Genomic DNA, 12,506 nt, shown 5'->3' with positions numbered 1-12,506 from the left:
GACACGTCCATGACCACACGCACCCGCCTGAATATCTACTTCGACCCAGCGCTCATTCCGCAGATCGAGGCGATGGCGCTGCGCCGCTCGGTGGCGCTACGCCGCAATGTCTCGAAATCCGCCATCGTGGAGGCGGCGGTCATGTCCTACCTGTCCGGCGATGCCGACGACCAGCTTGAAGCCGCCATGTCGCGCCGCCTGGACAAGCTCGGCCGCCAGATCGACACGCTCGACCTAGATCTCGCCGTTCTCGGCGAGACGGTCGCGCAGTTCATCCATTTCTGGATGACCATCACACCGCCGCTTACGGGAGCCGCGCAATCCGCTGCTCGCGCGAAAGGCGCGGAGCGGTTCGAGGGCTTCATGCAAAATCTCGGTCGGCGGCTGGCGACGGGAGACAGGTTCCTCAAAGAGCTGTCGCGTGACCTCGACTCACTTCCCTACGATCCGTTGCCGGACGAGTCCGAGAGCAACGGCGATCAAGAATGAGTATTCGGACCCATCCTATTTGCCGCCGTTCGCCGCCGATCACCGCACAGAGCTAGATACTTGTTGAACCGGCCCAATTCCGGGCTTTCTTAATCGACCCCGATCCGGGGATCGCCTGTCGCGCCCCATGAAGAAACGGGGCCGACATGACCACCAACCACCAAAAACCGGAAGCCATTGCGCGCGGCGCGCGCATGTTGCGCACCGCGCTCGGCCCCGCAATCGCCCGGCTGCTCGAAGACCCGGCCGTGGTCGAAGTGATGTTGAACCCGGACGGGCGGTTGTGGATCGACCGCCTGTCCGAAGGGCTTTCCGACACGGGCGAGCGCTTGTCCGCCGCCGATGGTGAACGCATCGTGCGGTTGGTGGCGCATCATGTCGGCGCAGAGGTTCACGCCCGCAGCCCCCGCGTCTCGGCCGAGCTGCCGGAGAGCGGCGAGAGGTTCGAGGGCTTGCTACCGCCCGTGGTCGCCGCGCCGGCCTTCGCCATCCGCAAACCCGCCGTCGCGGTGTTCAGCCTCGACGACTATGTGGCCGCCGGCATCATGTCCGCCGATCAGGCGGAGACGCTGCGCGAAGCCGTCGCAGCCCGCGCTAACATCCTCGTGGCGGGCGGCACGTCCACCGGCAAGACCACGCTGACCAACGCGCTGCTCGCCGAGGTGGCGAAGGGCGCGGATCGCGTCGTCATCATCGAGGACACGCGCGAGCTGCAATGCGCCGCGCCGAACCTTGTCGCCATGCGGACGAAAGACGGCGTGGCGACGCTTTCCGATCTGGTCCGTTCCTCGCTGCGCCTGCGCCCCGACCGCATCCCCATCGGCGAGGTGCGCGGATCGGAAGCCCTCGACCTGCTCAAAGCATGGGGCACGGGGCACCCCGGCGGGATCGGAACCATCCATGCAGGCACCGGCATCGGCGCGCTGCGCCGCCTTGAACAGCTCATCCAAGAGGCTGTCGTCACCGTCCCGCGCGCCCTGATCGCCGAGACAATCGACCTCGTTGCCGTCCTTTCCGGGCGCGGTTCCGCGCGCCGGCTGGCCGAACTCGCCCGCGTCGAAGGGCTGGGACCGGACGGCGACTACCGCATCACCCCCGCAATCCCCACCAGCACAGGAGAATCTTCATGATCCGCACGATTTCGCGCGGCTATCGCTTCGCCGCGACCGCCGCATCCACCCTTGTCATCAGCTTCATGCTCGCCCCGGCCGCCCATGCGTCCGGTTCGTCGATGCCGTGGGAAGCACCGCTCCAAAGCATCCTCCAGTCCATCGAAGGGCCGGTCGCCAAGATCATCGCCGTCATCATCATCATCGTGACCGGCCTGACTTTGGCCTTCGGCGATACGGGCGGCGGCTTTCGCAAGCTGATCCAGATCGTGTTCGGCCTGTCCATCGCCTTCGCGGCGTCGAGCTTCTTCCTGTCGTTCTTCTCGTTCGGCGGCGGGGCGCTCGTTTGATGGCGGGCGGCCTTGAACAACTCGACGCGGTGCCGGGATTTTCAATCCCGGTCCACCGAGCGTTGACCGAGCATATCCTGCTCGGCGGCGCACCGCGCGCCATCGCCATCATGAACGGAACGCTTGCCGGGGCCGTGGGCCTCGGCCTGCGCCTTTGGCTGGTCGGCCTCGCCATATGGGCCATCGGCCATTTCGCAGCCGTATGGGCGGCGAAACGCGATCCCCAATTCGTCGAGGTCGGGCGGCGGCATCTCCGCATCCCGGCTTTTCTGGCGGTGTGAGGGCGCGGCCATGATGAACCTTGCCGAATACCGCCGCACCGCCACCCGGCTCGCCGATTATCTGCCATGGGCCGCATTGGTCGGCTCCGGCGTCGTCTTGAATAAGGACGGCTCATTCCAGCGCACCGCGAAGTTTCGCGGTCCCGATCTGGATTCCGCCGTCGCGGCCGAGCTGGTTGCCGTCGCCGGACGCATCAACAATGCCGTGCGCCGCCTCGGCTCCGGCTGGAGCATCTTCGTCGAGGCACAGCGCAGTGAGGCCGCGACCTATCCAGACAGCACATTTCCCGATCCCGCGTCGGCGCTGGTCGATGCCGAGCGCAAGGCCGGCTTCGAGGAAGCGGACGCGCATTTCGTGTCCGGCTATTTCCTGACTCTCCTCTATCTGCCCCCGGCCGAGGAAGCCGCCCGAGCAGAAACATGGCTCTATGAGGGCCGCGAGAAAGCGGGCGTGGACCCGTGGGAGCTGCTGCGCGCCTTCATCGACCGCACCGACCGCGTGCTGGCCTTGCTCGACGGCTTCATGCCCGAGTGCCGTTGGATGGATGACGGCGCGACGCTGACCTATCTCCATTCCACCATCTCAACCAACCGGCATCGCGTGCGCGTGCCCGAGGTGCCCATGCACCTCGACGCGCTGCTCGCCGACCAGCCGTTGACCGGCGGGCTGGAGCCGCGCCTTGGCGACGCGCATCTGCGCGTCCTGACCATCGTGGGATTCCCCACCGCGACGACGCCAGGCCTGCTCGACGAAATGAACCGCCTTCCGTTCCCCTACAGGTGGAGCACACGGGCGATCCTGCTCGACAAGACCGATGCGACGCGGCTGCTGACCCGCATCCGCCGCCAATGGTTCGCCAAGCGCAAGAGCGTCGCCGCGATTCTTAAAGAGGTCATGACCAACGAGGCGTCCGCTCTTGTGGACACCGACGCGGCGAACAAGGCGCTCGACGCGGACATGGCGTTGCAGGAGCTTGGCGCGGACGTGGCGGGCATGGCCTATGTCACGGCCACCGTCACCGTTTGGGATGCCGACCCGCGCCTAGCCGACGAGAAGCTGCGCCTGGTCGAGAAGATCGTTCAGGGCCGCGACTTCACCGCCATGGCCGAAACCGTCAATGCGGTTGACGCATGGCTCGGCAGCCTGCCCGGACACGCTTACGCGAACGTCCGCCAGCCACCCATCAGCACTTTGAATCTCGCCCACATGATCCCGCTTTCGGCGGTGTGGGCGGGGCCGGAACGGGACGAGCATTTCGGTGCGCCCCCTTTGTTCGTTGGAAAGACCGAAGGCTCAACCCCGTTCCGGCTAAGTTTGCATGTCGGCGACGTAGGCCACACCCTTGTCGTTGGCCCCACGGGCGCGGGCAAATCCGTGTTGCTGGCGCTCATGGCCTTGCAGTTCCGGCGCTATGCAGGTTCGCAGGTGTTCGCCTTCGACTTCGGGGGCAGTATCCGCGCCGCCGCGCTCGCCATGGGCGGGGATTGGCACGATTTGGGCGGTGGCCTCACGGAAGGAGACGAGGCGTCCGTTTCGCTCCAGCCACTTGCCCGCATCCACGACACCTATGAACGCGCATGGGCGGCGGACTGGATTGCCGCCATCCTCATGCGCGAAGGCATCGCCATCACGCCCGAGGTGAAGGAGCATCTTTGGACGGCGCTGACTTCGCTCGCCTCGGCCCCGGTCGAGGAACGCACGATCACCGGCCTTGCGGTGCTGTTGCAATCCAACGATCTGAAACAGGCGCTCCGGCCGTTCTGCGTCGGCGGTGCCTATGGCCGGCTGCTCGACGCCGAGACAGAGCATTTGGGATCGGCGGACGTGCAGGCGTTCGAGATCGAGGGCCTTGTCGGAACTGGCGCAGCGCCGGCCGTGCTGTCCTACCTGTTCCATAGCATCGGCGACCGGCTCGACGGCCGCCCCACGCTGCTCATCATCGACGAGGGTTGGCTTGCGCTCGACGACGAAGGGTTCGCCGGCCAGCTCCGCGAATGGCTGAAAACGCTCCGCAAAAAGAACGCAAGCGTCATCTTCGCCACGCAAAGCCTGTCCGACATAGACGGCAGCAACATCGCGCCCGCCATCATCGAGAGCTGCCCGACGCGGCTCTTGCTGCCGAACGAGCGGGCCATCGAACCGCAGATCACGGCCATCTATCGCCGCTTCGGCCTCAATGACAGGCAGATCGAAATCCTTGCACGGGCCACGCCCAAGCGGGATTATTACTGCCAAAGCCGCAGGGGCAATCGCCTGTTCGAGCTTGGCCTGTCCGAAGTCGGCCTTGCGCTCTGCGCCGCATCCTCGAAATCCGATCAGACCGAAATCGCGCGCATCCATGCCGAACACGGAAGCGACGGCTTCCTCGCCGGCTGGCTGCGCGAGCGCGGTGTCGAGTGGGCGGCCGACCTGATCCCGAACCTCACCAATCTTGCCGACCGGCCGGAATACGCCGCGCCGGCTCGGCTCGATACCCACCCCACAGAGGAGATTCTTCCATGACCTATCCCAAGATCGTCGGGGCCTCGGCCCTCGCGCTGGCGCTCGCCGTTCCTGTCGCGCTTTCGCCCATGCTGACAAGCCCGGCCCATGCGCAATTCGGCTTCGGCCGCATCGTCTATGACCCGAGTAACTATGCACAGAACGTCCTCACGGCAGCGCGCACGCTCGAACAGATCAATAACCAGATCACCAGCCTCCAGAACGAGGCGCAGATGCTTATCAATCAGGCCCGCAACCTTGCGAGCCTGCCGCATAGCTCGCTCCAGCAGCTCCAGCAGAACGTCCAGCGCACGCAGCAGCTTCTCGGGCAGGCCCAAAATCTCGCGTTCGAGGTCGGCCAGATCGACCAAGCGTTCCAGAGCCAATACGGCAACGTCTCGCTATCGGCGACCGACGCCCAACTGGTCGCCGACGCGCGCGGCCGCTGGGAAAATACGGTCGGCGGCTTACAGGACGCGATGCGCGTTCAGGCAGGGGCGGTCGGCAACATCGACAGCAACCGCGCCGAGATGGCGGCCCTGGTCGGCCAGAGCCAAGGTGCGACCGGGGCATTGCAGGCAACGCAGGCCGGCAACCAGCTCCTTGCCCTCCAGTCGCAGCAGCTTTCCGATCTGATCGCGGTCATCTCGGCGAACGGCCGCGCCGACGCGCTGACCGAAGCCGAGCGCGCGACCGCCGCCGAACAGGGCCGCATCCGGCGAGAGCGGTTCCTGACGCCCGGCACCGGCTACCAGCCCGGCAACGCGCAGATGTTCAACAACGGCAACTGACCGGGAGGCTCGCCATGGACGGCAAGATGCTGGCCCGGCTTGGGGCCGTGGTGCTCGTTGCGATTGCCTTGACAGTGACCGCAATCGACATGGCGCGGAAGGACGAACCTTCCGCGCCGCCCCCTGCGCCGGCCTTCCAAACCCCGGCCGATCCGCTGCGCGAAACCCTGCGCCGTTGCCAGCAACTTGGCGAGGCGGCGGCGAGCGATACGGATTGCCTCGCCGCATGGGCAGCATCCCGCGACCGCTTCCTCGGCCGTGACCGCAGCGAGGCGCGCTGACCATGGGCAACACGGGCGTCATCGACAATTTCCTTGGGGTCTTCACCTCTTACATCGACAGCGGGTTCGGCCTGCTCGGCGGCGAGGTGGCCTTCATCGCCACAACGCTGATCGTCATCGACGTTACGCTCGCCGCGCTCTTTTGGGCATGGGGCGCGGATGACGACATTATCGCGCGGCTGGTCAAAAAGACCCTGTTCGTCGGAGTGTTCGCCTACATCATTTCCAACTGGAACAACCTCGCGCGCATCGTCTTCGAGAGCTTCGCCGGCCTCGGACTCATGGCGTCGGGCACCGGCTTTTCCGTCGAAGACCTGATGCGGCCGGGCCGTGTCGCGCAGACCGGCCTCGACGCCGGCCGCCCGCTGCTCGATTCCATTTCCGACCTGATGGGCTGGATCAGCTTCTTCGAGAACTTCATCCAGATCGCGTGCCTGCTGTTTGCATGGGCGCTGGTGGTGCTGGCCTTCTTCATCCTCGCCATCCAGCTTTTCGTGACCCTGATCGAGTTCAAATTAGTGACTCTCGCGGGCTTCGTGCTGATCCCCTTCGGCCTGTTCGGCAAGACCGCCTTCATGGCCGAGAAGGTCTTGGGCAACGTGGTGTCCTCCGGCATCAAGGTTCTGGTGCTGGCCGTCATCATCGGCATCGGCAGCACCCTGTTTTCGCAATTCACGGCCGGTTTCGGCGGGGCAACCCCGACCATCGACGACGCCATGGCGATTGTGCTCGCCGCGCTGTCGCTGCTCGGCCTCGGCATCTTCGGCCCCGGCATCGCCAACGGCATCGTCTCGGGCGGCCCGCAGCTTGGCGCGGGCGTAGCCGTGGGAACCGGCCTCGCTGCCGACGGCATGGTCCTTGCGGGCGGTGCGGCGGCTGGTGGCGGGGCCATGCTTGCCGCCAAGGGCGGCGCTGCGGCCCTGTCTGGTGGAGCCGCGGCCGTTCGCGGCGGCGCTACCGCCGCGGGAGCGGCGACCGCTGCCTATAGCGTCGGCTCGCTCGGCCAGTCCGGGGCGGCAGGCGTCGCCTCTGGCCTCGGCGGTGTCGCCCGAGCGGCAGGTTCGGCCGCCATCTCGCCGCTCAAACGCGCTGCCTCCAGCGCAACATCCCGAGCAACCGAAAGCGTCAAATCCAGCTTCTCCGCTGGCGCTAAGGCAGGGTTCGGCGCGACCGGCGGCAGCTCCACCATGGGCACGGTCGGCGGCGCAAGCGCCGATGCCGCAGCCGCGCCATCCAGCACGGCCAGCAGCCCGCCCGCATGGGCGCAGCGGATGCAGCGTCGGCAGGCCCTCAACCACGGCATCACCATGACAGCCCATGCCGTCCGCTCCGGCGACAGCCACGGCTCCGGTTCCTCCGTCAACCTTTCCGAAAGTGACCGCTCATGAGCATCTTCAAACGACCAGCAACCCACTACGGCAAATCGCCGGAACCCGAGACGCCCTATCAGAAGGCCGCGCAGGCATGGGACGAGCGCATCGGCTCAGCCCGCGTGCAGGCGAGGAATTGGCGGCTCATGGCCTTCGGCTCGCTGATCCTTTCGGCCGGCTTCGCCTCGGCGCTGGTCTGGCAGTCCGCACGCGGAACCGTGGTTCCTTGGGTCGTGCAAGTGGACAATCTCGGTCAGGCGCAGACCGTCGCGCCCGCCAACGCCGACTATCGCCCGACCGATCCGCAGATTGCGTTCCATCTCGGCCGATTCATCGAGCAGGTGCGCGCAATCCCGGCCGACGCGATCATTGTCCGCCAGAACTGGCTTCGGGCTTATGAATGGACCACGGATCGCGGCGCGGCGGCGCTGAACGACTACGCCCGCGCCAATGATCCCTTCGTCAAGGTCGGCCGGAGCCAAGTCGCCGTCGAGGTGTCGAGCGTCATCCGGGCGTCCCCCAACAGCTTCCGCGTCGCGTGGACCGAACGCCATTTCGAGAACGGCCAGCTTTCCAGCACGGAACGATGGACGGCCATCCTCACCATCGTCATCCAGCCGCCGCGCGACGCCGAGCGTCTGCGCGCCAATCCGCTTGGAATCTACGTCAATGCAATTTCGTGGTCGCGGGAGATGAGCCAATGAGGACGATCACCCGCACCCACACAATCGCGGCCGTGCTGCTTTCGGCTACTATGCTCGCAGGCTGCGCCACCAACCGGACGCCGCAATTCAGCTACGACGCCAGCGTGCCGCCGCTGCCGACCGTGCAGGCGGCGGCAACAGACAATACGCCCCGGCCGCTGCATGTGCCCCCGGCATGGACCGTGGCGCGCGGCGGCACCGCCGCAGGCACGCCGACCGGCCGCGTCGAGAACGCCAACGCCGCCGCCCGCGTCGAGCCGCGCCGGGAAGGCTACTACAACGCGATCCAGATTTATCCGTGGTCGGAAGGCGCGCTCTATCAGGTCTATGCCGCAGTCGGGCAGATCACGACGATCGCGCTGGAGCCGGGCGAAAGCCTGACAGGCGCGGGACCGATTGCGGCGGGCGACACCGCCCGCTGGATCATCGGCGACACCGAGAGCGGTAGCGGTGCAAATCGCCGTGTCCATATCCTTGTGAAGCCGACACGGCCGGACATTTCCACCAACCTTGTCATCACCACCGACCGACGCACCTACATGATCGAACTGCGCGCGCGGGAATCGCTCTACATGCCCGCCGTGGCATGGGCCTATCCCGCGCCGCCAGCAGGCCAGCGCCAGACCGTCCCGGCCGGGCCAATCATCCCCGCCGAGGCTGCACGGAACTATCGCTATGGCTTGCAGGTGCAGGGCGACAGCCCGCCATGGCGGCCGGTTTCGGTGTTCGACGATGGACGCCGCGTCTATGTCGTCTTCCCGGCCGGGATCGTGCAGGGCGAAATGCCGCCGATCTTCGTGCTTGCCGCGAACGGCGAGCCGCAGATCGTCAATTCCCGCATCCACCAGAACGTCCTGATCGTGGACCGCCTGTTCGGCGCGGCCGAGCTGCGCCTTGGCAGCGGCAACCGCCAGCAGACGGTCAGGATCGTCCGCATCAACCCGCCGCAGGCCGCCGCCGCGCAGCCCGCCAGCGCGACCGGAGACTCGCCGTCATGACAGACACCACTATCACCGACACCGCCGCGCCCATGCGGCTACGCGCCGAAACGCCCCGCGTCACCCGCCTGTCCCGCAAGATGCTGGCAGGCGTCGGTGCCGTCGCGTTGCTCGGCATCGGCGGGGCGCTCATCTACGCTCTCCAGACCCGCGATGCAGGACCGGGCGGCGAAGAACTCTATTCGACCGAGAACCGGCCCACGGCGGACGGCCTGTCCGGCTTGCCGCGCGACTATACCGGCCCGGTTCTCGGCCCCGCGCTGCCCGGAGATTTGGGCCGACCCATTCTCGACGCACAGAACCGGGGCCAGCCTGTCGCGCCCCCGGCCATCGCAACGCCAGCGGTCGACCCTGATGAAGAACGCCGCCGCGCCGAAGAAGAAGCCGCGCGCTTGAGCAATGTCTTTTTCCAGTCCGGCCCACGCACGGGAATGCCGGCAGAAACAGCCATGCCCGGTCTTGCCGGTCTCGGCCTCGGCGGGCAGCCCGCGACACAGGATCGCCACACGGCTTTCCTCAATGGACCCGTGGACCGGCAGACCGTCGCCCCGGACCGCGTCACGCCCCCTGCATCGCCTTACATCCTTCAGGCCGGGGCCGTGATCCCCGCCGCGCTCGTCACCGGCATCCGTTCCGACCTTCCCGGCCAGATCACCGCGCAGGTGACGGAGAACGTTTATGACAGTCCCACCGGCTCGCTGCTCCTGATCCCGCAGGGAACGCGCATCATCGGCCAATACGATGACGGCGTGACCTTCGGCCAGCGCAGGGTGCTCTTGGTGTGGAACCGCCTGATCCTGCCGGGCGGCCGTTCCATCGTCCTTGAGCGCCTGCCGGGCGCGGACGCCAGCGGCTATGCCGGCCTTGAGGACGGTGTTGACTACCATTGGTGGGATCTGATGAAGGCCGCAGGGCTGTCCACGCTGCTCGCGGTCGGCACGGAGCTGGCGACCAGCGACGAGGACCGGCTGATCCGCGCCATCCGCGACGGCGCGCAGGACACTATCAATCAGGCAGGCCAGCAGATCATCCAGCGCCAGCTACAGGTCGCCCCAACGCTGACCATCCGGCCCGGCTTCCCGGTCAGGGTAATCGTGACCCGCGATCTGGTATTCGAGAACGCAGGAGGTTGACCCATGACCAAGCTGAAACTCGGCCCGCTGCCCGACGACAAGCCCGTCAAGGTGACGGTGGAGCTACCCGCGCCGCTTCACCGCGATCTGGCCGCCTATGCCGAGGTGCTGGCCCGTGAAACCGGCAGGCCCGCCGCCGATCCCGTCAGGCTGATCGTGCCCATGCTGGAGCGGTTCATCGCCACGGATCGCGGTTTCGCCAAGGCGCGGCGTGCGCCTGACAAAGCGTCGTCGGCATGAGCACGGAGGTAAGATGACGGATCATTCGCCATCCGCGCTGTCGAAACGGACCATTCGCAGACACCAGCTCCGGGAACTCGTTCCACTTGCCGACACTACCATCTACGATATGGAGCAACGGGGTGATTTTCCCCAACGGTTCTATCTGACGGCCCGATGCGTGGTTTGGGACTTGGCCGAAGTGGAGGCTTGGCTTGAGGAACGTCGCCAAGCCTCCAGAAAGAATGCCGTCAAACGCGCGCCGTCTCCTGACGTGAAGCTCAGGAAATTCCGGCCGGTCAAACGCTAGGCTCAGGGACCAGAAGGTCCATTGACGGCGGATAGAGCGTCGGAACGTATTTCTGGCCCGCTACCCAAGCGTCCACGAGGTTTGCCCATTCCTGCATCATATGGCGACGCTGGTGCTCGTATTCAGCCTTGTTGTAGATGCCACGGGACGAGCGCCCATCCTCATGCGCCAAGCACTTTTCGATCCAGTCACTATTGAAGCCCAGCTCGTTCAGGAGCGTGGAGCCTGTCCGGCGCAGATCGTGAACCGTGAAAGGTTCGAGCGGCAAGCCCTCCTTCTTCGCCCGCACGACGACAGCGGTGGTGATGCGGTTGAAGGTCGCCCGCGACATGGGTGCATCCGCGTCGTAGCGCGATGGCAGCAGATATTTTGAGTTGCCGGCGCAGGTCTTGAGCGCAATGAGAATGTCGATTGCTTGCTCCGAAAGATAGACGTTGTGCGCTTTGGATCGCTTCATCCGCTCCTTGGGAATCGACCAGACGGCGTTCTCGAAATCGACCTCATCCCAAGTCGCATCCTGTAGCTCGCTCTTTCGGACCATGGTGAGCAGGAACAGCTTCATTCCGAGACGGATCGTCGGCAGCGTCGGCACATGCTCAAGCTGGCCGAGCATGACCCGGATTTCAGCAGGCGAGAGCGAGCGGTCTTTGGGAACAAAGGTCGCGATAGAGGCAGGCCCAACCTCATCGGCCGGGTTCGGCACCTTTTCCCCGTGCAGGATCGCGAAGGCATAAACGAGCTTCACAATGTCGCGGACGTGGACGGCTGTTGCCGGGGCTCCCCGTGCCTTCACCTTGGTGCACATGGCGCGGAGATCGTCGGGGCTGATTTCCGTCAGCAGACGATTCCGAAAGGTCGGAAGAATGTCCCGCTCATAGATCGAGCGGCGCATCGCGCGGGTGCTGTCGGCCATCTTCGCCTCCAGCAACCAGCGTTCGCCAAACTCGCCGAAGCTCTTTGCCTCTTTGATGCGGCGCTTCTCGCGTTGCTTCTCTCGGGCGGGCGACCGTCCTTCAAGTATGGCGCGCTTGGCGTCGATCAGTTTCTCGCGCGCCCGCGCCAGCGACAGGTCGGAAGCGCCGTAGCGGCCCAGCGTCAAAGTCTCCCGACGCCCGTTGAGGCGGTAGTCATACCGGAACACGACCGCCCCCGAGGGATTGACCACGACGTACATACCGTCACGGTCTACGACCTTATATAATTTATTCTTTGGCTTCAGTGCTTTGATGCCAGCGTCAGTCAGCATTTCGACCCTCCGAGATCGTTCAAAAACGCCTGAGAGCCGCCCGATATACCGTCAGGCCCAAATTGGCCTACCTGAATGGCAAATTTCCTATTATTATCAAGGGAATAAGACAGAAAAAATACCGTCAGAAGCTCTCTTACCCCTGACGGTATATTCGTTTTGGCGATGCGGCAAGAGTCGCCATACCGTCAGCCATACCGTCTATTGCGAGGCTTGCCCCGCGATAGACCGCGATAGACGGCAGTATATTTAATTAATGATTTCAGTTACTTGCGTGCGGTGATCGGCGGCCGCCGGCGGCGTTCGGATAGGCCCGAATTATTCCCACTTTATTGTAAACAAGACATTTTTATCTTTTATATTCAATGGCTTATTTTCCTGCTAATTGGTAATACCATGAAAAATACCATGCTCAGAAAAGGCTTAACAATATTTTGAAAAATTGCCTACTGAGCGCTGCCGCACAGCTCCATAGGCCGCTTTCCTGGCTTTGCTTCCAGATGTATGCTCTTCTGCTCCTGCAGCTAATGGATCACCGCAAACAGGTTACTCGCCTGGGGATTCCCTTTCGACCCGAGCATCCGTATGAGACTCATGCTCGATTATTATTATTATACTCTGTACACGACAAATTTCACAGAACCCTTATCCTATCAGGATTCTGCTTTCTTAAAATTGCCAAAATTTCCTTAAACTCTTCTTTTTTCCCAAAACCAATTAAACGCTGAATCGCCATTTGAACA

At 64.5% G+C, this 12,506-nt stretch carries 14 protein-coding genes; 13 read left to right on the top strand and 1 reads right to left on the bottom strand.

The genetic code is table 11. The features are described from left to right. The first annotated feature begins 9 nt into the window (after nt 1–9). The 13 genes from PV763_RS13075 (at nt 10) to PV763_RS13015 (ending at nt 10,517) form a co-directional block, all read left to right on the top strand. A complete protein-coding gene (locus PV763_RS13075; protein WP_171428662.1) occupies nt 10–489 on the top strand; it encodes a CopG family transcriptional regulator in 480 nt (159 codons plus the stop codon). Nucleotides 490–635: 146 nt separating this feature from the next. Next, the gene (gene trbB / locus PV763_RS13070; RefSeq protein ID WP_121775223.1) at nt 636–1,619 is read left to right on the top strand and encodes a P-type conjugative transfer ATPase TrbB; all 984 of its coding nucleotides are present in this window, start codon (nt 636–638) and stop codon (nt 1,617–1,619) included. Then, on the top strand, nt 1,616–1,948 hold the full coding sequence (locus tag PV763_RS13065) for a TrbC/VirB2 family protein (protein WP_121775224.1): 333 nt from the start codon (nt 1,616–1,618) through the stop codon (nt 1,946–1,948). The genes trbB and PV763_RS13065 overlap by 4 nt, the downstream gene beginning before the upstream one ends. After that, complete coding sequence (locus PV763_RS13060) at nt 1,948–2,229, top strand: VirB3 family type IV secretion system protein (protein WP_121775225.1); 282 nt, start codon at nt 1,948–1,950, stop codon at nt 2,227–2,229. The genes PV763_RS13065 and PV763_RS13060 overlap by 1 nt, the downstream gene beginning before the upstream one ends. 10 nt (nt 2,230–2,239) lie before the next feature. Further along, on the top strand, nt 2,240–4,732 hold the full coding sequence (gene trbE / locus PV763_RS13055) for a conjugal transfer protein TrbE (protein WP_121775226.1): 2,493 nt from the start codon (nt 2,240–2,242) through the stop codon (nt 4,730–4,732). Next, nucleotides 4,729–5,502 carry a P-type conjugative transfer protein TrbJ gene (gene trbJ, locus PV763_RS13050; RefSeq protein WP_121775227.1) on the top strand — a complete coding sequence of 258 codons (774 nt, stop codon included), beginning with the start codon at nt 4,729–4,731 and terminating at the stop codon, nt 5,500–5,502. Before trbE ends, trbJ begins: the two co-directional genes overlap by 4 nt. 14 nt (nt 5,503–5,516) lie before the next feature. Further along, nucleotides 5,517–5,783, top strand: a complete 267-nt coding sequence (gene trbK-alt, locus PV763_RS13045) for a putative entry exclusion protein TrbK-alt (RefSeq protein ID WP_121775228.1) — start codon at nt 5,517–5,519, stop codon at nt 5,781–5,783. Nucleotides 5,784–5,785: 2 nt separating this feature from the next. After that, nucleotides 5,786–7,171 (top strand): P-type conjugative transfer protein TrbL, encoded by a 1,386-nt coding sequence (gene trbL / locus PV763_RS13040; protein WP_420938004.1) that lies wholly within the window; start codon nt 5,786–5,788, stop codon nt 7,169–7,171. Then, nucleotides 7,168–7,857 carry a conjugal transfer protein TrbF gene (trbF, locus tag PV763_RS13035; protein ID WP_121775230.1) on the top strand — a complete coding sequence of 230 codons (690 nt, stop codon included), beginning with the start codon at nt 7,168–7,170 and terminating at the stop codon, nt 7,855–7,857. Before trbL ends, trbF begins: the two co-directional genes overlap by 4 nt. Next, on the top strand, nt 7,854–8,855 hold the full coding sequence (trbG, locus tag PV763_RS13030) for a P-type conjugative transfer protein TrbG (RefSeq protein WP_121775231.1): 1,002 nt from the start codon (nt 7,854–7,856) through the stop codon (nt 8,853–8,855). Before trbF ends, trbG begins: the two co-directional genes overlap by 4 nt. After that, complete coding sequence (locus PV763_RS13025) at nt 8,852–9,988, top strand: TrbI/VirB10 family protein (protein WP_121775232.1); 1,137 nt, start codon at nt 8,852–8,854, stop codon at nt 9,986–9,988. Before trbG ends, PV763_RS13025 begins: the two co-directional genes overlap by 4 nt. Before the next feature lie 3 nt (nt 9,989–9,991). Next, nucleotides 9,992–10,228 carry a DUF2274 domain-containing protein gene (locus tag PV763_RS13020; protein WP_121775233.1) on the top strand — a complete coding sequence of 79 codons (237 nt, stop codon included), beginning with the start codon at nt 9,992–9,994 and terminating at the stop codon, nt 10,226–10,228. A gap of 13 nt (nt 10,229–10,241) precedes the next feature. Then, nucleotides 10,242–10,517 carry a helix-turn-helix transcriptional regulator gene (locus PV763_RS13015; protein WP_121775234.1) on the top strand — a complete coding sequence of 92 codons (276 nt, stop codon included), beginning with the start codon at nt 10,242–10,244 and terminating at the stop codon, nt 10,515–10,517. On the opposite strand, the gene PV763_RS13010 is transcribed toward PV763_RS13015, so the two are convergent. Continuing rightward, the gene (locus PV763_RS13010) at nt 10,507–11,763 is read right to left on the bottom strand and encodes a tyrosine-type recombinase/integrase (RefSeq protein WP_420938003.1); all 1,257 of its coding nucleotides are present in this window, start codon (nt 11,761–11,763) and stop codon (nt 10,507–10,509) included. The genes PV763_RS13015 and PV763_RS13010 overlap by 11 nt on opposite strands. Nucleotides 11,764–12,506: the final 743 nt, after the last annotated feature.

It is taken from the genome of Acinetobacter sp. AS5, assembly GCF_048957595.1.
Lineage (GTDB): Bacteria > Pseudomonadota > Gammaproteobacteria > Pseudomonadales > Moraxellaceae > Acinetobacter.
The sequence above is the reverse complement of the archived record's forward strand: the minus strand, read 5'-3'. Positions and strand labels throughout refer to the sequence as shown.

Excerpts from the sequence above, each read along its gene's own strand:
- PV763_RS13075 (WP_171428662.1), top strand. The coding sequence starts at position 10 with ATGACCACACGCACCCGCCTGAATATCTACTTCGACCCAGCGCTCATT.
- trbB (WP_121775223.1), top strand. The coding sequence starts at position 636 with ATGACCACCAACCACCAAAAACCGGAAGCCATTGCGCGCGGCGCGCGC.
- PV763_RS13065 (WP_121775224.1), top strand. The coding sequence starts at position 1,616 with ATGATCCGCACGATTTCGCGCGGCTATCGCTTCGCCGCGACCGCCGCA.
- PV763_RS13060 (WP_121775225.1), top strand. The coding sequence starts at position 1,948 with ATGGCGGGCGGCCTTGAACAACTCGACGCGGTGCCGGGATTTTCAATC.
- trbE (WP_121775226.1), top strand. The coding sequence starts at position 2,240 with ATGATGAACCTTGCCGAATACCGCCGCACCGCCACCCGGCTCGCCGAT.
- trbJ (WP_121775227.1), top strand. The coding sequence starts at position 4,729 with ATGACCTATCCCAAGATCGTCGGGGCCTCGGCCCTCGCGCTGGCGCTC.
- trbK-alt (WP_121775228.1), top strand. The coding sequence starts at position 5,517 with ATGGACGGCAAGATGCTGGCCCGGCTTGGGGCCGTGGTGCTCGTTGCG.
- trbL (WP_420938004.1), top strand. The coding sequence starts at position 5,786 with ATGGGCAACACGGGCGTCATCGACAATTTCCTTGGGGTCTTCACCTCT.
- trbF (WP_121775230.1), top strand. The coding sequence starts at position 7,168 with ATGAGCATCTTCAAACGACCAGCAACCCACTACGGCAAATCGCCGGAA.
- trbG (WP_121775231.1), top strand. The coding sequence starts at position 7,854 with ATGAGGACGATCACCCGCACCCACACAATCGCGGCCGTGCTGCTTTCG.
- PV763_RS13025 (WP_121775232.1), top strand. The coding sequence starts at position 8,852 with ATGACAGACACCACTATCACCGACACCGCCGCGCCCATGCGGCTACGC.
- PV763_RS13020 (WP_121775233.1), top strand. The coding sequence starts at position 9,992 with ATGACCAAGCTGAAACTCGGCCCGCTGCCCGACGACAAGCCCGTCAAG.
- PV763_RS13015 (WP_121775234.1), top strand. The coding sequence starts at position 10,242 with ATGACGGATCATTCGCCATCCGCGCTGTCGAAACGGACCATTCGCAGA.
- PV763_RS13010 (WP_420938003.1), bottom strand. The coding sequence starts at position 11,763 with ATGCTGACTGACGCTGGCATCAAAGCACTGAAGCCAAAGAATAAATTA.